This window comes from Aquimarina sp. 2-A2 (genome assembly GCF_045505135.1).
Taxonomy (GTDB): Bacteria; Bacteroidota; Bacteroidia; order Flavobacteriales; family Flavobacteriaceae; genus Aquimarina; species Aquimarina intermedia.
The window spans coordinates 62,768-81,991 of the sequence record NZ_JBJKFI010000007.1 but is presented as its reverse complement, the minus strand read 5'-3'; the positions used below and the strand labels follow the sequence as shown (position 1 = coordinate 81,991).

The following is a 19,224-nucleotide window of genomic DNA, read 5'->3' as shown; positions in this document are numbered from 1 at the left end:
GTTTTTATCAAATTAGGAACTCTCTTATTGTAAAGTAAGAGAGTTTCTTTTTACACGAATACTTTAATATGTAGTTGTATGATGTTCAACAAATTTCCATCCTATATACAGTCTGAATCAAAGGACTGCGGAGCTTCTTGTCTAAAAATTATTAGTAAGCATTATGGTCAAGAAATAGATATCGAATATATTAGAAAGTTAAGTGAGACTACACGTAATGGCACATCTCTTACAGGACTTATTAGAGCAGCAGAACAACTCGGTTTTTATGCAATAGCGAGAAAGGAAAGTTATGAAGATCTTCAAAATGAAATTCCTTTACCTATTATCGCACATTGGAATCAGGAACATTTTGTGGTCATACATAAGATTACTAATAGTCATGTCTACGTCTCTGATCCTGAACTAGGAAAAATTAAACATACTAAAGCATCATTTTTTGAGAATTGGATAGGAGTGAAAAATAAGAAAGAAACCTCAAAAAAGGGGATCATCTTACACGTTCAACCACTAGACGAATTCTACCGTAAAAAACATATTGATAATCTTAAGGAAAGATCAATTACTTTTTTAAAAACTCAGCTAAAAGATTACAAATGGCAGTTCTTAAGAATAGTTTTGTTAGTCTTTCTAATAAGTAGTCTGGAACTTTTATTTCCTTATTTAACACAGCAAATTATTGATGATGGAGTTAAATTTAAAGATGTTAACTTCGTATACTTAGCGTCAATAGCATACATAGCAGTTTTTATTGGCTATAAAACTGCTAATATTATTCGTAATTGGATAGTCATAAAACTTAGTATGAAACTGAATATAAATTTAATTTCAAATTTTATACAAAAACTTACAAAGCTTCCAATTTCATATTTTGACTCTAAATTAACTGGTGATTTATTTCAACGTATTAGGGATCATGACAATCTTGAAAGGTTTTTTACCTCTAACTCTATTTTAGCACTATTTTCTATTCTCAATATCATACTATTTAGCGGTCTGTTTCTTTATTACAACCCAATTTTATTTTCAGTATTTCTAGCGGGAACCGTAGTTCACATTTTCTGGATCATGATTTTTTTTAACAAGCGTAAAGTTCTTGATTTTAAATTCTTTTCTTTAAAAAGTAAAGAAAATAGTAAGCTAATTGAGTTGATGAATGGAATGCAGGATATTAAACTTAATAGTTATGAGTCCTTGAAAAGAGAGGAGTGGGAAGAGGTTAAAACCAAACTTTACGCGCGTGATATGGAAAGTTTAAAGGTAGAGCAATTTCAGCTAGACGGTGCTTCTCTTATCAATGAAGTTAAAAATATAGCTCTTATATTAATTGCAGCATTATTAGTTATAAGAGGTGAAATGACATTAGGTACGTTACTCGCTATTTCTTATGTTATTGGACGTTTAAGTGGACCGATTAATCAGATCGTTGCCTTTTTAAATAATTTTCAAGATATCCGCTTAGGTTTTCGGCGAATAATGGAAATTCACAACAAAGAGGAAGAAACTTTTGTTGCTTCAGCGAATGAAAAATCTGAAATTAATGGTGATATAATTTTTGATGAGGTCTCTTTTCGTTATTCAGGCACATCGGTTAACGTTCTGGATACTATTTCTTTTACAATTCCACAAAAGAAGATTACTGCAATCGTGGGTGCAAGTGGAAGTGGTAAAACCACAATATTAAAATTAATCCTGAAATTTTACGCCCCTACAAGAGGGCAGATTCGTATTGGTGACCAGCCACTTAATCACTTAAATCATGAAATATGGCGAAGTAATTGTGGAGTTGTCATGCAGGAAGGTTATATTTTTAACGATACAATTTTACGAAATATAATTACTTCCCATAAATATAATAGAGAGCGATTAATTCAGGCGTGTGAGATGTCTAATATATATAGTTTTATTGATAATTTACCTATGCGATTTAAGACAAAAATTGGTAGTGAGGGTGTCGACATAAGTACTGGGCAAAAACAACGCTTGCTAATGGCGAGAGCATTATACAAGGCTCCGGAGTTTTTATTATTTGATGAAGCCACATCTGCATTAGATGCAAAAAATGAAAAAGAAATTTCTGGGAAGCTAGATCTTTTTTTTAATGGCAAGACTGTTCTCTTAATTGCACATCGATTGAGTACAGTTAAAAATGCCGATCAAATTATTGTGTTATCTGATAATGGTACAATTGAGGAGATTGGTAGTCATCAACAATTATTACTTAATCGGGGTAGATACTTTAATTTGGTGCATAATCAGCTCGAGCTATCTTAAAATTAAGAGAATTGAATTTTATTCTGGTTCAGACAAAAAGGACACCCCTAAATTCATATATAACATTTTTATAAACGGTATCAATTTTCTCTCATCAGCGATAACTTCAGCGTAGTTTATAATTTCTTTATTGTTCAGTAATTCGATTAACTTTGTGTAACTCGGATGATTCTTGATAGAAAATTTATTATTGTTCGAGAAAATATAAATTGTATCATTTTTAATATAGTATAAAATCTTTCTAGCAGTGCTTCTTAATCTAAAGTCACTCTTTTTATCCTGATTTTTATAGGCCATTAATAATTTTTCCTTATTTACAAAAGGAGCTCTGATATACCCTCCATTACTAAGCAACCCTAGTTTATGATCTCGATAACTGTCTTTTAAAATATCACTTACCTTATTTTTAGCATTTACGTTATAATATTTAAGATGCTCCATAATCATTTTATTATACTCATGATGCCTTGTTTCTTTATAGGGTGGAAGCGGTAATATTTTTTTTTCATTTTTATGACTAATAATTTTATGATTTAAATCAAGCCATAGACGTTTGGATAGATTTTTCAACGAGGACATATTGAATTGTATGATAATTCCTACAGAAAATTCTTTTGTATTTCCTATATGAACACATCTACCTGGCATTGAAAATAAATCCCCTTTTCCAAACGTATACTTTCTATCGTAATCATTCATATAATCTGAAACATTCTCTACAGGTTGCCGCGGGACAAAACCTTTTTTAATTGCTTTTTGTTCATCCCATATATACATATCTTTATCTCCCGGACCTAAGTGAAAGTGTATAATGTATTCTCCTCTTTTGTCATTGTGGATGCCAATGGGTGTCCAGCCGTAATTACCAACAATTAGGGTCGTGTTAATTCCTTCAACAGGTATCCCATGCTTTTCTAAATATGGAGCGATATAGCGATGTATCTCATCAGAAAGTTCATCGTTGTGACTCTCAGCAAAATTCATTGTCAGACCATAGGTAACCTCTCTCTGAAATATTGCGTAAATCCACTCCTGTATATTAGAATTCTCAGGGATTGGATGATTTTTGAAAAAGGTTTTGGTATCAATATTAGGGTCGTGATTGAACCATAAACCTACTCTGGCATCATCAATCCTATCCTCGTTTGAAGTTATAGTTCTAATGGTATTAACAACATATTTGTGAAAAGTTTCTAATTGACTTTTATTAAACATGTTTTTTCTGACGGTACAGCCACTAAATCCATTTGTGGCTGTCACGAACTTCTCCCACCATTCATTTGAAAATGATTTTTCTGCTATGTTCAAATTTTGTTCCATATTCCTTTGAAGTTTAGAGGTTATTATAAGTTTTATATGTATTAGGCAAACCTTTATTAAAGGTTTGTAATTCAGTTTTTTTATAAAAAAGTATCAATGTTATTTTGACTTTTCTTTCAGTAAAATTTTGTTTAGGTCATTACTCATTTGAGAAAACTTCTCATAAAACATCTCCGAATTCAGAGCTTTATCAAAGAACATATCAAGCTTGTTATCCGATAAAACTATTCTATAGTAAAGCTGATCACTTGATTTCTTAATCCATATATAATTCGATTTATCAAATATTCCATCACCCAAGTGCGATTCTAATAGTAAGCGAACTTTTTTCTTTTCTTTATCTTTAAAAGTAGCCTTTACATTAAAAAAATCACCCGAATTTTTTATAGATAACTGTGTACTGCCTTGATTGATATTTACCAAAAGAGATGTGTCATTCTCCTCTGGATTAACAGGGGTCTTATCGCGTGAGGTTTCATTATTTTGCGCATAATTATTTATAGTATAACATAGTATAAACATGTATATAAGTACTTTTCTCATATTATTTATTTTTGTTTTTAATATTGAACTCGAAGCCGATACCTCGTATACTTTTAATAGAAATATTGGAATCTTTTCTAAAATATCCTCTTAATCTACTAATGAAAACGTCCATGCTTCTTCCAGAAAAAAAATCATCATTGCCCCATACTGTGGAGAGTATATCTCCTCTTTTTATCAGTTGATGTCTGTTGTGATATAAAAAAGCAATCAGATCTGCTTCCTTTTGTGTTAATCTTTGTGTTTTGTCTATATGTTTAAGGATCAAATCACTTCGGCTAAAGGAAAAATTGCCAATTTTAATAGTTTCTTTTTCAGCAGCATTATGAGGCCTTGTTCTTTTAAGAATGTTATTAATTCTGGCTACCAGTTCATCAGCTTCAAATGGTTTTACGATATAATCATCAGCGCCTAGTTTTAGCCCTTTCATTTTTTCTCGTTTGGCACCTTTGGCGGTTAGAAATATAAAGGGAATATCAGAATTCATTTTCAACATTTTTTCAGCTAAACTGAATCCATCAAGTATTGGCATCATAATATCTAAAACGCAAATTGAAAGCTCGTTTTTTTTAAATATTTCAAGAGCATCTTCCCCGTTTTTCGCCCAGTGAACATTAAAATTGTTCATTTCAAGATATTGTTTTAAAACACCTCCTAGATCCACATTATCTTCGGCTAATAACAAATGTATCATGTCTGTTGATTTGGGATATTAATTGTAAATTTAGTTCCTTTTGTCAGTACACTTTTTACCATTATCGTTCCATCATGCGCTTCAATAATTTGCTTCACATAATATAATCCAAGTCCGAGCCCTTTCGTATTTCTAATATTTCCAGTTTCAACTCTGAAAAATTTATCAAAAATTCTAATTAAATTATCTTTTTCGATACCATAGCCATCATCTTCAATTTCAATAGTATACGTTGAATCATTATAAGTAGTCGTAAAAAGAATTTTACTTGCTCCATATTTGACAGCATTGTTAACAATGTTAATAATAGCTGTTGTAAAGTGAAACTTATCTATTAAGATGTCCAAAGTTATCGGTGCTACAGATGATTTTATGGTAACATCTTTCATACTTAATTGTTGGTCAGCTATGAGAGCATTAAAATATGTTTCATGGTCTAAAAATGCTTTTTCTAATATAATTTCATGAGCTCCCAATGAGCTATGTATCACTTGATCCATTAACTTTTTTAAATGTAGACTTTGACGCTTAATAGTATCTATAACTTGTATGAATAGGTCTTTATTATCAATGAGTTCAGCTCTGTATAAGGTATCGGCGGCAATTGATAATGTAGTCAGTGGAGTTCTAAATTCATGAGTTATATTATCTATCAAATCGGATTTCACATCATTAATCTTTTTTTGTTTTACCAATGCGTTTAAAGTGTAAAAAATAGCACCTAAAATAATTATAATCGAGATTACAATGAGTATAAAAAACATACTCATTCTTTTTAAAACAATCCATTCCCAACGTTTTATTGATATATGAAAATCATTTTGTGTTAGTAAAGTATACCTTACTTCTTCGCCTTTTTTATTAGTAAATAATCCACTTGTACTCGCTATAAAACTTTCGGATATAAAGGATCTGTTCAGGTTATCTAATGTTCCATATATTTTGTTATCCATATTAGAACTTTTATTAAATATGGTATCAGCACTCGAAGTGTCGTATTTAATTATATATTTTCTAGCTATTAAAGCAAAATCGATATCCATAAATGGGATTTCTCTCCTAAACTCTTTGTCAAGAATTTGAGTTATAGAATCTCCCGGATTATATGTTACCAATGATTTCATTAGTTTGTTTCTAGAAATCTTTTTATTAAAATATTCATTATTGAGTTTATTGTGATAAATATCAATATCTGATAAGATTCTGTTTTCTGCAGTAAAATTCTTTATAATCTTGTCAGTTTTCTTTTCAACTTCGGATCTAAATTGAGCTACCCTATAAGTGTAGGTGCTTTTGACTAAATAATATTGTATAGAAAACAATGTTATAACTGCGATAGTTACAATCAACACTAAAAACTCATTAATTTTTTTATTCATTTACTCAAAAATATGATATAAATAGCTAGATAACATTTTAAAAATATCGATTAACTCATCGTTAACCGATCATTAACCAGAAACCGTATTTAAAATTACAATCTTTGTTTTTATAAAAATTGTATCATGAAAAAATTAATAGTTCTAATTTCCATATTGTTTTGTAGTGTTACGGTAGCACAAACAATATCATTAGAAGGACTGGTTTCAAGCTCTAAAAATGAAATTTTACCTTATGTAAATGTTATACTACTTAGGGTAAAGGATTCCAGTGTTTATAAAGGTAGCATTTCTGACGAAAATGGACATTACAAAATAGATAATATATATAGCGGATCGTATATGTTGAAGGTGAGCAGTCTAGGTTTTCAAACGAAGCAGCTACCTATAGAGATCATTGGAGATACAGTTCAAAACGTGTCTTTGAGTGAAAGATTAAACAATTTAGATGAAGTTGTTGTCATATCTAAAAAACCTACGTTAGACAGAAAAATAGACAGATTAATTTTTAATGTTGAAAACACCATAGTCTCAGAAAATAATACCTGGGACATCATTAGAAATACGCCGGGAGTCATCATTGATCAAAACAATATAATGATCAAAAACTCTACAAACATAACTGTTTATATGAATGATACAAAGGTTCAAATTCCGGCTAATGAAATCAAGAGCTATTTAGAAAGTTTATCTGGAACTATGGTTAAAGCAATAGAGGTGATAACTACTCCTCCCGCCCGATATGATGCAGAAGGAGGCGCAATTCTTCTGATACGCACAAAACAAAATCTATCTGAAGGTTATAAAGGCAGTATCAACTACAATTATACACAAGCTAGATTAGGTAAACATGCTATTGGTACAAGTCAGTTCTTTAAGTTAAATAAAGTCGATCTTAACCTCAATTATACATTCAGTCCTCAGCGATGGAATCAAAAAACTTTCAATCGAGTTAACTACTTAGAAGAGGATAATTCTCTGAATTCAAGATGGAATGCCAATTGGAATCGATCCAGTAGAAAGAAAGATCATAATTTTAGATTTCAAACTAATTATCAGGTAACAACCAAAAATTCAATATCCTTTACAGTTGATGGATTTATTTCTCCTGATTGGGAAGGAGAAAATGAGTCAACTACAAATATTTTGAACTCTTCTTTGATACTAGATTCTCTCTTTGTGACCAATAATACGATCGATAGGGATAAACGAAATTTTTCTTATAATTTAGATTACAAAATTAACTTTAAAAAAGATGGTGAACGACTGAATATAAATGCGCATTTTACAGACTATAAACAATTAGAAGACCAACTTGTCGATACTGATTATTTCCTACCCTCCAAAGAATTTATAAGAGATAACACGTTTCTAATAGATAATTATCAAAAAATTGATATTTATTCATCACAAATAGATTATGAACTACCTATAAATAGTTCTATTTTAGAAATAGGGACTAAAGTTTCCTTTATTGATTCTGATAATGATTTGAAATATTTCAATAGAGTTGATGGAACCGACAATTTAGATAATTCAAGAACTAATAATTTCCTCTATAAAGAATCAAATTATGCTTTCTACAGTAGTTATGGCGCTGCATGGAAAAAGTGGGACTTTAAATTAGGCCTAAGAGGCGAGTACACTGATTTACAGGGGGAATCAAAAACGACAAGTGAAATAAATGAAAATGATTATTTTAAAATATTTCCAACTGTTTATATGCAATTCGAAGCAAACGAAAATAACGTAATAAGTCTCAAATACGCAAAAAGAATAAGCAGACCCAGATACCGAGTGTTAAATCCTTTCAGATATTATTTAAATGATAATTCATATTACGTTGGTAATCCAGAACTCAAACCTACCATAATACATGAATTCAGTTTACTATATACTATAAATGATAAGTATAATTTTGATATATCATACAGCTATGAAAAAGATCCAATTTATGAATTTAGTATTCAAGACAATATATTGAAGACTTTAGAATATACAAATTTGAATACAGAGAAAGACGTGGCTTACAGTTTAGATTTTAACACATATACAAATATAACGAGCTTCTGGAATATTTATTTTCAAAGTACAGTTCAATATCAAGATATAGTATTTAAGGTTCCTTTTGCTCAGTCCATAAATCAGTCAAACTCTTCTTGGGTTTTTTATTCCTATTTGGGGAATTATTTAACTTTATCAAAGGACAAAACTTTAACCGGAGACCTTACTTTCTTTTATCTTTCACCATATCTCAATGGTGCCGATAAAAGAGCTGAAAGAATTAGACTTTCTTTAGGTTTTAAAAAGGAGCTATTTGATAACAAAATGATTTTAACACTTAATTTTAATGATATTTTGAACTCGGATAACGTTATCACAACAACACAATATCAGAATCAGGATATTTTTTCTGAGGTTGATGATGAAAGTCAATATGTAAGAATAGGTTTGAGGTATAATTTTGGTAATACTAAACTTAAAGATAAAATATTGAAGAAAGATAAACTGAGAGAACAGCAACGAATAGATTAGTAGCTAATTTATATTGTTTCTTTTTTGTTTAAGTCTTAAATTTAAGTGTAATTATAAAAACAAATGTTATGGCTATCAGACTTGGAAACAGTTGTCTAAACTGTTCGCACTTAATTGAAGGAGAATATTGTACAACGCATCAAACAACCGTGAGTAATCGTCATACTTGTGATAGTTTTGAAATGAGAGCCTCGTTGAAGGATGACCCTAACTGCACAACCTGTTCTCGTTATCAAGGACCCACCTGTGCTAACCCTCAAAAGGCAGCACCTGGAATGTTGTGCTCTCACTGGGCACCTATACGTGCTACTGCGTAATACTGTAAAATTTTAAAGTATTTGGAAATAAATTGGAGGTAATACAGATTTTTTGAAACTACTTGGAATGGTTTTTCTCATAGATATATCTACAATTCGGAAGCATTATGGTATAACATATCACCTTTTACCGGGGTGTATTCATTTTGTTTATTAGTTTTAAATTTTAATTCTACAGGATTCCAATCTGTGGCCCATCCTTCATTTACAGTATTAAGGAATATAATTTTTACAGGATGTAAGCCTTTTCTCAATGCTATGTAACCTTGGGTAAGATGTTTTTTTATTGTTTTATTATTTTCAATAATCAATTCATTCGCAATCCAAACCTCATCCTGAGCACTTGAGAATGCATATATGCCATCATCAGAGACTTTTATAAAGCCCTCCAATATTACAGCCTTAAAATTATCTGGTTCAATATTATGTCCCCAATTATAGGTTGTATTTGCTTGTTTGATTTCAGTAATAGTAGTTGTTTTTGCCTCTTTTTGTTTGGAAAGGTCAGGGATGGTTTCAAAATAACCATAAATCGTTGTTATGTTCAAACCTGGTGTTAAGGTATTTCCTGGATCAGTGGCTTCTACATAATTTACCTTTTTTAAATGAAGTGTACGAACAGCACTCATTTTTCCATGAGGCAGGATGGATGCTATTTTTAGTGTAGAATTTTGTGAAATAGTTATAGGCGATTTATATATAATACTATTTTTTGTCGGTGCTGTTCCATCCAATGTATAGACCATTTTTATTGGATAGGAAGTGGTAAAAGGAATAGTTATAGAATCCGTAAATATTAACTTATCCGCATCCGGTCCCTCGGGAAGAGGTATATGATAATTCACGTCTGCGCGATCGAGCACGGGATAGATTTTTTTTAGTCTCTTCAAAAAAGAAGTATATACTCTATTTTCTTTCGATGACCAAGCGGTTTCAGCTAAGGCAACAATTCTTGGATAGGCTAAATATTCAACTGTTTCTTCGTTAGACGCATATTCTGTCCAGATATTTCCTTGAACTCCTAGGATATGTGTTCTTTTGTTTTTATCTATAGTGGAAGGTATGGGATCATAATTGTAAACCTTCTGAAGTGAAATATTACCTCCAAACGCTAGCGGTTCTACTACCGGATCACCTTGATAAAAATTAAAGTACGTGTAGTTGATCGGAGTCATAATTACATCATGGCCACTATTTGCAGCTTTTATACCACCATCTTCACCCTGCCATGACATTATTGTTGTTGTTGAAGTTATTCCACCATCTAAAATTTCATCCCAGCCGATCATTTTTTTGTTATATTTTTTGAGAAGACCTTCAACACGGGACATAAAATAACTCTGTAATCCGGCTTCTTTATCTAAGGAATGCGCTTCAATTCTTTTTTGACAACGGTCACAGTTCTTCCATTCCGTTTTAGGAACTTCATCACCTCCCACGTGTATATACTCGTAAGGAAATAAAGGTGTTATTTCTTTAAAAACATCATCGATAAATTGAAAGGTAGCCTCCTTACCGGCACAAAGTATTTTTGACTCAACTCCCCATAAATTTCGAACTTGGTAATTTCCATGTTGACAAGCAAACTCAGGATAAGCTGCTAAAATGGCCATGGCGTGTCCGGGAGTGTCAATTTCGGGAACGACATCTATAAACCGTTCTTTGGCGTAAGCTACTACTTCTTTTATCTCCTCTTGTGTATAAAAGCCACGATGCGTGGTACCATCATAGTTCTTTCGTACAGATCCGATTTCTGTGAGTTTTGGATACTTTTTTATTTCGATTCGCCATCCTTGATCATCCGTAAGATGCCAGTGAAATTTATTGATTTTTAACTGAGCTAAAATATCAAGTTGTTTTTTTATAAACGAGACAGAAAAAAAATTACGCGAAACATCCAAATGTATGCCTCGCCAAGGGAATCTCGGAGCATCTGTAATACTAGCATTGGGAAGCGTGAGAGACTTTTTAGTAGTGCAATTTTTGAGGAGTTGTAGAAAGGATTGCACACCATAAAACAGACCATTGTCTTTTTTTGCTGTAATGATGATATTTTTTGAAGTAATAGTAAGGGTGTAGGATTCATCACTTCCTGGTAATTGTTCATCTATTGTTAAAGCCACCACATTTTTGTCAACTGTATCGGATTTGAAAGTTTCTAAAACCAAACCAGTAGTTTTCTTTAGCTCTAGTTTAAGGAGGTTTACTATAGCATGGTTTTGAGCATTATTGTAAACAAGTTTTGTGTTTGAGTCTATAGTAAAATCACCTTTGTAGATTTTAACTATTTCAGGATGAGGAATAATAGAAACATCTACATATTGTATCGTGTCTTTTCCAGAGGAAAGATTGCAAGCAGTCCATAGGGGAGTTGATAGGAGTAAGGCTATATAAAAAAACTTTCTAGTCATAAATGCTTATATTCCTTTAGTGATTATTTGATTTGTGAGTTTAGTTATTGGACTTTTAAGGAATCGTTGCACGTTGTAACCAAGACCGCTAAGTTGTTTTTTTATGATATCTTGTAAATTAAAAGCAATTGATCCTACGAAGTGTATAGGGTGTTGTTCAAGCTCTTTTTTATAGGGCGTGATATATAATGCTACGAATTCTTCTACACCTTGTTCTAAGAGGTTTTCTATATAAGCATTGCCACGATGTTCGAACAAAAACCTTGCGTAAGAGGCCAAATATTTACTAGGATTCGTACTGTTATGAATATTAGAGAGAATTGTGTCTAATACTGGTGAACATAGCTGTTCAAAACTGTAAGCAATAGGGAGGGGCAATTTTTTAAAGTAGTAATCTTTCAGTACTTTTTTTCCAAAATAATTTCCGCTACCCTCATCAGCTAATACATAACCCAGCGCCGGGACTTTTTGAAATACTTCCACCCCATCATAAAAGCAACTGTTTGCTCCTGTACCCAAAATACAAACTACTCCTGGATTATCTGTTACAGCATGCACAGCGGCTATGATGTCTTCTTGAACAGTTATACTTATGCTATTAGTAAATATGGATAGCAAAACTTTTTCAATTATTTGATTAGTTCGTGTTGAGTTGCAACCGGCTCCATAAAAATGGATATGATCAATATGCTCTTTATATTGACAAAGAATTACTGAATTCTCAATTATCTGTAGAAGCTGGTTGGTGGTGTAGACTAACGGATTTAATCCCGGAGTCTGAACTTTGTGAATTGGCTTTCCGTTATAATTAGATAGTACCCAATCACATTTGGTAGAACCGCTGTCAGCTACTAAAATCATAGATATTTAGGTGTTATATGAATATTTAAATTTGCTGGTCTTAGTTAGTAGGTTGCTATAAATAACCCCTTCTCCAAAAAAGAAGGGATTATTTTGGCAAACACACAATATATTGATTGGCTAATAAATATATCTTTTAAACGCTTCAATAGCCTCATAATCTGCAAGGCCTAGGGCATCATATAATATGGCCGTGTTCTTATTCCGTTCTCTGGCTCTTAGCCAAAATTCTCTTGAGTCTTCTCCCTGAAACATCACTCGATCTTTTTGTGATTGATGATGAAGAATAGCGTTTGTTTTTTTGGTTACCTCATCGGGGCTCAAGGGAACAGCCATATCTATTTCTGAAACATCCCATTCTTGCCATGCGCCGCGATAGAGCCAAACCCAGCAGTCATCCATAAATGTTGACGACTTAAGATCTTTTAAAGCAGCAAAAATTGCATCAAGGCATATTTTATGTGTACCATGCGGATCGGCCAGATCTCCTGCAGCGTACAATTGATGTGGTGCAATTTTTTCAATAATATTTTTGGTAAGCGTAATATCCTCGCGGGATAGTGGTTTTTTCTTTACTCTTCCGGTCTCATAAAAAGGCAAATCCAGAAAGTGAACTTTGTCATCGCTTAAACCCAGATGACGAATAGCTCCCAAGGATTCCATACGACGTATCAAGCCCTTTATCTTTAGGATAGCATCCGAATCACGATCGCTCGTTTTTTTTGACTTCAAAAACGAGATAGTTTCTTGAAATTTTGAAGAATTTGGGCTATTAGTAAAGGCATTAAAAACTTCAGCAAACTTTAAGGCCTCTTGATCCGTTACGGCAATGTTACCCGAGGTTTGATATACTACATGAACATCATGTCCTTGATCAATTAATCGTAAGAATGTACCGCCCATGGAGATTACATCGTCATCAGGATGCGGACTAAAAATAAGGACTCTTTTCTTTTTAGGTAGTGCACGTTCTGGTCTATGGGTATCATCGGCATTTGGTTTTCCACCCGGCCAGCCGGTGATAGTGTGCTGCAGATGGTTAAATATCTTGATATTAAGTTCATAGGATGAACCCTCGATGGCTAGTAATCCAGACATCCCGTGCTCATTGTAGTCCTTATCGGTAAGTTTTAAGATTGGTTTATTTAATAATTCACTTAACCAGGTAACTGCCCTTAATCTAAGTTTTTCAGTCCAGATACATTGACCTACAAGCCAGGGTGTTTTAATCCTTGTTAACTCTGAGGCTGCTTCATCATCCAAAATTAATGTGATATTTTGATGATTTTGCAAAAATGTAGCAGGAACGCTTGAAGATACAGTACCTTCAATCGTATCTTTTATCATGGGTGCTTTTTTATGTCCCCAAGCAAGAAGAATAATACGTTTGGCTTTCAAAATGGTATTGATGCCCATAGTAATTGCTTTTTTAGGAACATGTTCAATGCCATTAAAATCGGATGCTGCATCACTTCGTGTTATATGATCTAATGTTATGACCCGTGTTCCGGAATTTGGATGTGAACCCGGTTCATTAAATCCGATATGACCCGTTCGACCGATACCTAATAATTGAAAATCCAGCCCTCCATATTTTTTTATCTTCAATTCATAATCAATACAATACTGATCCATTTCTTCTAATAAAATACTACCGTCGGGAATATGAATGTTTTCGGGCATAATATCCACATGATTGAACAAATGCTGATGCATAAAATGATAGTAGCTCTGTTGATGATCACGATCAATTGGGTAATATTCATCCAAATTAAAAGTGATTACGTTATGGAAGCTAAGTTCACCGGAGCGGTGCATATTTACCAATTCTTCGTACACTTTAATAGGAGAAGATCCTGTGGCTAATCCCAACACACAATGTAATCCTTCTTGTTGCTTTTGTTTTATAAGTTTAGCGATCTCATGGGCTACTAGTTTTGAAGCGTGCAGAGAGCTTGAGAAAATTTCATTATGTATTTTCTCAAATTTGGTTTCTTCAAATTTACCAACTTGTTTATATTCAATCTCTTGAACCATATACTTGTTTTTATAGGTTGTTTTTTAAGGTCAAAATTGGAAATAGTTTTTTTTAGAAATTACCGCCTTCAACATCCCACCATAATCTCGTCCCCCCACCATCTGGTCCTTTTAGCAATCCTTTTGCTTGTTCAACTCCGATTGGATTTGCAGTTCTTTGACTTGCCGGAAAGGGTAGACGCCTCACTTGAATATTAGTATCAACGGTTCCATTACTATTATTAACAACTACGGGAAAAATTTTGGGATAACCCGTACGACGAAATTCGCTCCATGCTTCTTGGCCATCTGGAAAAATTGCGATCCATTTTTGAGTTATTATTTTTTCTAATTTAGTTTCTTGATCATCTCCTGCATTCCACGCTACAGTGAGCGAGGTTTGTTTATTGATATTGTGTTCAGGATTCACTGGATCAATGTAATCTGATGGTGTTGATATGTTATCCAATATATATTCGGTACTATTGGGAGCGTTAACTTGTCCAAACGAGATTTGTATTCCGGTTTCGTAGTTGCTTTGAGCATCACCGGCTCCACTCCAGCCTCTAAGTGCTGCTTCAGCCTGAAGAAAATAAGCTTCGGCTGCAGTCATTAGGGTTATCGAAGTGGTAGGATTCTCATCCGCATCAAACATTTTTCCTAATTTTGAAAATGGAGTATAATCTTCTTTTTGACTTATCTCATCGCTGTATTGATTTAATAATGGCATGCCGGACCGTATACCTTTAAGTTCTCCCGGAGTAACCTCAGAATTTTGAAATAAAATGCCCCCTCTCGGATCATTGTATCCTACAAGAAATGATTCCATAGAGGCATTCATGCGCGTATCATTCCAGCTCGAATTAAAAACAGTCAAAGGATGAATAGCTCCACCATTAACGATAAAATTTTGAGAATTTAAGAGTAATAAGCCTTCAGGATGATTAATAGATTTTTCACCTTCTAACTTGGCTTTTTGTGGATTTACATTCACTATTCTCATAGCAAGGCGAAGGCGTAGCGTGTTTGCAAATCGTATCCAGTTACTGACATTGCCACTATAAGCAAAATCAAAATTTGCAAGTTGACCATTGTTTTTATCTGAAACAAGCTGTATGATTGCAGCGTCCAACTCTTCAAAAAATAGATCATATACTTGTTCTTGAGAGTCAAATACTGCATTAGATACACTAAGATCCCCATATCGAGAATACACAATTGGGCCATAAACATCTGTCACTCGATGCATGGTTTCTACGCGTAGTATTTGTGCAACGGCATATATGGTTGGAAATCGGTCTTCTGTAAGTTTTTTGATATCGTTAAAATTTTGCATCACTCCTTTTTCAGAAAAAGGAATATCCCAAGCCCATTGATCCCAGAAATCAATAAATGCATAATTGGTTGTATTTGCTCCCCCTGCAAAAGGTCGTGGAGGTGTCATATAACCACAAAAAGTATCAGCATTTAAGTTATGTTGTAACTGTGTATGCCATGTCGGAGTATAGCGATAAATATTTAAAAATATATTTTTAAAAGGTGCTTTTAGATTGGAGAAGTCTGCCTCACTTTGTTTTTGAGACACTCCGAACGGATTGGTATTAACATCCTCAAAATCATCTGTACATGATACAATAGATACGAGTAGGAAGGAAGCTATGTAAAAGTTATATAGTAGAGTTTTCATTTTTACTAATTTTAATGTTATAATGTAGTTGATACATAGTTGCTTAAAAGGTTAGGCCAAGATTTAAACCAAAACTTCTCGTCGCAGGTGATCCGTAAATATCTACACCCTGAAGACCATCTGCTGTACTTAATGAGACATTCGGATCGTATGGAGCGTCTTTGTGAAAAAAGAATAGATTTCTTGCGATGAATGATGCATTGATAGAACGGAAAAAGCTAGTGTCTTTTAGTTTAAACTTATAGCCTAGTGAGAGTTCGGCTAATCTGATGTTAGTAGCATCATATATATATTCACTAGAGAAACCGTTACGCCCTCCGATACTTCTGTAATAATCTTTAGCTTCAATAGAAACCACTTGATTTAAGTCTTCGTCAAAAATATTTATAGTACCTGTTCTCTTAGTTGTTCCGTTTAAATCTGCTTGTGCTTGTGTCAAACTCATTACTTCTCCTCCAAACCGGCCATCAATCAAAAAGTCGAGTGTGATATTTTTATATCGTATGGTATTACTCCACCCTAAATTAAAATCAGGATTTGCATTTCCTAAGTAATCAAAACCTGCTATTGTATTTTCTGAAGGATCGGCTAGACTAAAATTACCGCCACTTCGAATTGGTAAACCTTGTTCATTCTTTTTCAACTTGCGACCATAAATATCACCAAAGGATCCTCCTTCTCTAATGAACAAAGCATAAGAGTTTACACTTATTGGGGTAAGGGGGATATTGTCAGACGGCAGACGATCATCAAGTTTTTTAATGGTGTTTTTATTAGTGGCAAAATTGAAGAAAGACTCCCATGTTATAGTTTCAGTTTGTATGGGTTTAATAAAAAAGGAAGCTTCAACTCCTTTGTTTTCAAAATCACCTGCATTGATAGCAAAAAACTGAGCATCTTCGCCATTTAACGTCGGAGCTCCTCCACTGGGAACAGTCATATATTGATCTTTTGTATTAGTCTTGTATAAACCTATGTCGAACCCAAATCGATCATTTAAAAATTTCCACTCTGTTCCAATTTCTATAGATGTTTGTATTTCAGGTTTCAATTCGTCAAAAGGAAAAGTTGTAGGACGTACAATGAGTTCCTGTCCGGTACCTATTATGCTTTGAGGATTATTGGCATAGCTCTGTACACCATTTCCAACCTCTGCATACGATGCTCGAATTTTACCATAATCAATAAATGCTGGCATTTCAAAAAGTTCTGTAAGGATCCCCGTAACACCGACCGATGGATAGAAAAAAGAGTCTGCTACCGTTGAGGACCAATCGTTACGTGCGGTAAGATCCAGATACAACATTTCTTTATAACCTAAGGTTGTACTTGCAAAAAGGGATTGCACTTCAGTTCGGGCGGCTTGAGTTTCATTTAGAATAGGATTACTGCCTTCCACACCAACTTCAAAATTGGAGAGCACAAATACATTGGGCACTTTAAGATTACCACTAACCCCACTATCTAAAAAAATGGATTTACCCAAATCAGATTTGCGAATGCTGGTACCAACATTTGCTGTGAGGTTAAATGAATCTGATATGTTCTTATCGATGGTAAGAATCAAGTCTCCATATAACTGAGTGTCTTCAACATCATTATAAACATATCTTCCTCTGGTGGCAGCTAGAGTAGCGTTAGTTGTCGCATACGCTTTACGTTGAAACTTATAAAAATTCTGATCGTAACTACCTCGGGCTTGTAATGATAACCAAGTGTTGAATTTATAGTTAAGAGATAGAGAGGCTAATACTTTTTGGTTTATATCTTCACTGGCATTACGATACAAAATCCAATATGGGTTTTGTTCAATGTCACTTGTATCCTGATACCAGCGTTGCGTCATTAAATTACGTGATGGATCAAAGACTTCAAAATCTTCGTAATCATTAAGAGATTCATTCTCTGCGTTAAAGCCATAGACTCCTACTAGCGGATTAAAATAGAAACCTGATACAGGTTTATTGAGGATGTCCTGAGTCGACAATAAAACGCTTGCATCCATAGTCATTTTGGCGTCAAATAGTTTTGCTGTTTCCCGTACGTTTATAGTGTGACGCTTTATCTCGTGTGTTGGAATTACTCCCGTAACAAAGGTATTTGCATACGAAAAGTATGTTTGTGCATTTTCTGTGCCGCCAGATATAGATATCGAATTAATTGCTGTTGTTCCGGTAGTATAAAAGTCATCAATACTTTGCTCCCCTTGAGAATCAAAATCTACAATATAAGCGGCTTCGTCAACAGTTAGACTTGAGGAGAAAGAAGTCTTAAAATATCCTGATTTCCCTTTTTTTGTTGTTATTAGTATGACTCCGTTGGAACCCTGACTTCCATATAATACAGAGGCCGATGCTCCTTTGAGAACAGTTATACTTTCTATATCATCTGGATTTATAAGTGAAAGTGCGTCTCCGCCATCACGGTTTCCTGCATTGTCGACATCTCCAAAGGTGTCGGTTGGTTGTATTGAGGAGTTGTTGAGTAAAGGGATTCCATCGACAACATACAATGGTTGATTGTTTCGAGTGGATGTATTCCCACGCAGGGTTACTTTAACTGATCCACCGACTCCAGAAGCACTCCTATTAATAACAACTCCCGAAACCTTGCCCGCGAGACTGTTTATAGGATTGGCATCTTTAACTCGTACAAGTTCTTCTGCGCTAATATCCTGAGCAGCATAGGTAAGGGATTTTCTGCTTTTTTTGATTCCGAGTGCTGTGATGACTACATCATCCAATTGCTGTGCGTCCTCTTGCAGTTGGATATTAATTTGATTTCTATTGTTTACAGCCACTTCTTGCGAAGACATTCCGATATATGAAAAAATTAAAACATCGTTGGGAAGTGCTTGAATCATATAGTTCCCATCAAAGTCGGTCTGAACTCCTTGTTTGGAGCCTTTGATAGTAATATTGACCCCAGGTAAAGGGGATTGATTTATTGCTGCGATTACCGTCCCTGCAACCGATATTTTTTCTTGTGCAGTTCCTATATATGGTAAAAGTATAAGTATAATTGCTATACGAAATAAATAGTATTTCATTGGTATATGTATTAGAATCGACCTCAAAGTAAATTAAATAATGCAGCTAATATTTTTTTTTAGACCAACGACACCTTTTATACAACCAATAACTAGGATTAAAAGATAACTGTTTTTTAAAGGTGGGTCCATTTTTAT

The 19,224-nt window shown here is 33.7% G+C and carries 12 protein-coding genes; 3 read left to right on the top strand and 9 right to left on the bottom strand.

The annotated features are described in order from the left end of the window. Window positions 1-78: 78 nt before the first annotated feature. Window positions 79-2,274, top strand: a complete 2,196-nt coding sequence (locus tag ACJRPK_RS15250; RefSeq protein WP_407141227.1) for a peptidase domain-containing ABC transporter — start codon at window positions 79-81, stop codon at window positions 2,272-2,274. 18 nt (window positions 2,275-2,292) lie between these two features. Here ACJRPK_RS15250 and ACJRPK_RS15245 read toward each other — a convergent pair whose 3' ends face one another. The 4 genes from ACJRPK_RS15245 to ACJRPK_RS15230 all read right to left on the bottom strand — a co-directional run bounded on the left by ACJRPK_RS15245 (window position 2,293) and on the right by ACJRPK_RS15230 (window position 6,210). Continuing rightward, window positions 2,293-3,594 (bottom strand): hypothetical protein, encoded by a 1,302-nt coding sequence (locus tag ACJRPK_RS15245; RefSeq protein ID WP_407141226.1) that lies wholly within the window; start codon window positions 3,592-3,594, stop codon window positions 2,293-2,295. Between the two features lie 99 nt (window positions 3,595-3,693). Continuing rightward, entirely contained in the window at window positions 3,694-4,137 is a 444-nt protein-coding gene (locus tag ACJRPK_RS15240; protein ID WP_407141224.1) for a hypothetical protein, read from the bottom strand. 1 nt (window position 4,138) lies between these two features. Next, window positions 4,139-4,831, bottom strand: a complete 693-nt coding sequence (locus ACJRPK_RS15235) for a response regulator transcription factor (RefSeq protein WP_407141222.1) — start codon at window positions 4,829-4,831, stop codon at window positions 4,139-4,141. Further along, the gene (locus ACJRPK_RS15230) at window positions 4,828-6,210 is read right to left on the bottom strand and encodes a sensor histidine kinase (protein ID WP_407141220.1); all 1,383 of its coding nucleotides are present in this window, start codon (window positions 6,208-6,210) and stop codon (window positions 4,828-4,830) included. Before ACJRPK_RS15230 ends, ACJRPK_RS15235 begins: the two co-directional genes overlap by 4 nt. Window positions 6,211-6,336: 126 nt before the next feature. On the opposite strand from ACJRPK_RS15230, the gene ACJRPK_RS15225 reads away from it, so the two are divergent. Together ACJRPK_RS15225 and ACJRPK_RS15220 are read left to right on the top strand one after the other, a co-directional pair. Further along, window positions 6,337-8,745, top strand: a complete 2,409-nt coding sequence (locus ACJRPK_RS15225) for an outer membrane beta-barrel protein (RefSeq protein ID WP_407141219.1) — start codon at window positions 6,337-6,339, stop codon at window positions 8,743-8,745. Between the two features lie 68 nt (window positions 8,746-8,813). Then, window positions 8,814-9,062 carry a hypothetical protein gene (locus ACJRPK_RS15220; protein WP_148781476.1) on the top strand — a complete coding sequence of 83 codons (249 nt, stop codon included), beginning with the start codon at window positions 8,814-8,816 and terminating at the stop codon, window positions 9,060-9,062. A gap of 89 nt (window positions 9,063-9,151) precedes the next feature. On the opposite strand, the gene ACJRPK_RS15215 is transcribed toward ACJRPK_RS15220, so the two are convergent. The 5 genes from ACJRPK_RS15215 to ACJRPK_RS15195 form a co-directional block, all read right to left on the bottom strand. After that, window positions 9,152-11,473 carry a family 20 glycosylhydrolase gene (locus ACJRPK_RS15215; RefSeq protein ID WP_407141217.1) on the bottom strand — a complete coding sequence of 774 codons (2,322 nt, stop codon included), beginning with the start codon at window positions 11,471-11,473 and terminating at the stop codon, window positions 9,152-9,154. Window positions 11,474-11,479: 6 nt separating this feature from the next. Continuing rightward, the gene (locus ACJRPK_RS15210; protein WP_407141216.1) at window positions 11,480-12,334 is read right to left on the bottom strand and encodes an N-acetylglucosamine kinase; all 855 of its coding nucleotides are present in this window, start codon (window positions 12,332-12,334) and stop codon (window positions 11,480-11,482) included. A gap of 120 nt (window positions 12,335-12,454) precedes the next feature. Further along, entirely contained in the window at window positions 12,455-14,371 is a 1,917-nt protein-coding gene (gene nagB, locus ACJRPK_RS15205; protein ID WP_407141215.1) for a glucosamine-6-phosphate deaminase, read from the bottom strand. Window positions 14,372-14,423: 52 nt separating this feature from the next. Beyond that, window positions 14,424-16,037, bottom strand: a complete 1,614-nt coding sequence (locus ACJRPK_RS15200; protein WP_407141213.1) for a SusD/RagB family nutrient-binding outer membrane lipoprotein — start codon at window positions 16,035-16,037, stop codon at window positions 14,424-14,426. A gap of 43 nt (window positions 16,038-16,080) precedes the next feature. Continuing rightward, on the bottom strand, window positions 16,081-19,086 hold the full coding sequence (locus ACJRPK_RS15195) for a carboxypeptidase-like regulatory domain-containing protein (protein WP_407141212.1): 3,006 nt from the start codon (window positions 19,084-19,086) through the stop codon (window positions 16,081-16,083). Between the last annotated feature and the right edge of the window lie 138 nt (window positions 19,087-19,224).

Bases quoted from the DNA above. Each gene is read 5' to 3' on its own strand.
- ACJRPK_RS15215 (WP_407141217.1), bottom strand. From the start codon at position 11,473: ATGACTAGAAAGTTTTTTTATATAGCCTTACTCCTATCAACTCCCCTA.
- ACJRPK_RS15245 (WP_407141226.1), bottom strand. From the start codon at position 3,594: ATGGAACAAAATTTGAACATAGCAGAAAAATCATTTTCAAATGAATGG.
- ACJRPK_RS15250 (WP_407141227.1), top strand. From the start codon at position 79: ATGATGTTCAACAAATTTCCATCCTATATACAGTCTGAATCAAAGGAC.
- ACJRPK_RS15240 (WP_407141224.1), bottom strand. From the start codon at position 4,137: ATGAGAAAAGTACTTATATACATGTTTATACTATGTTATACTATAAAT.
- ACJRPK_RS15230 (WP_407141220.1), bottom strand. From the start codon at position 6,210: ATGAATAAAAAAATTAATGAGTTTTTAGTGTTGATTGTAACTATCGCA.
- ACJRPK_RS15235 (WP_407141222.1), bottom strand. From the start codon at position 4,831: ATGATACATTTGTTATTAGCCGAAGATAATGTGGATCTAGGAGGTGTT.
- ACJRPK_RS15200 (WP_407141213.1), bottom strand. From the start codon at position 16,037: ATGAAAACTCTACTATATAACTTTTACATAGCTTCCTTCCTACTCGTA.
- ACJRPK_RS15220 (WP_148781476.1), top strand. From the start codon at position 8,814: ATGGCTATCAGACTTGGAAACAGTTGTCTAAACTGTTCGCACTTAATT.
- ACJRPK_RS15210 (WP_407141216.1), bottom strand. From the start codon at position 12,334: ATGATTTTAGTAGCTGACAGCGGTTCTACCAAATGTGATTGGGTACTA.
- nagB (WP_407141215.1), bottom strand. From the start codon at position 14,371: ATGGTTCAAGAGATTGAATATAAACAAGTTGGTAAATTTGAAGAAACC.
- ACJRPK_RS15225 (WP_407141219.1), top strand. From the start codon at position 6,337: ATGAAAAAATTAATAGTTCTAATTTCCATATTGTTTTGTAGTGTTACG.
- ACJRPK_RS15195 (WP_407141212.1), bottom strand. From the start codon at position 19,086: ATGAAATACTATTTATTTCGTATAGCAATTATACTTATACTTTTACCA.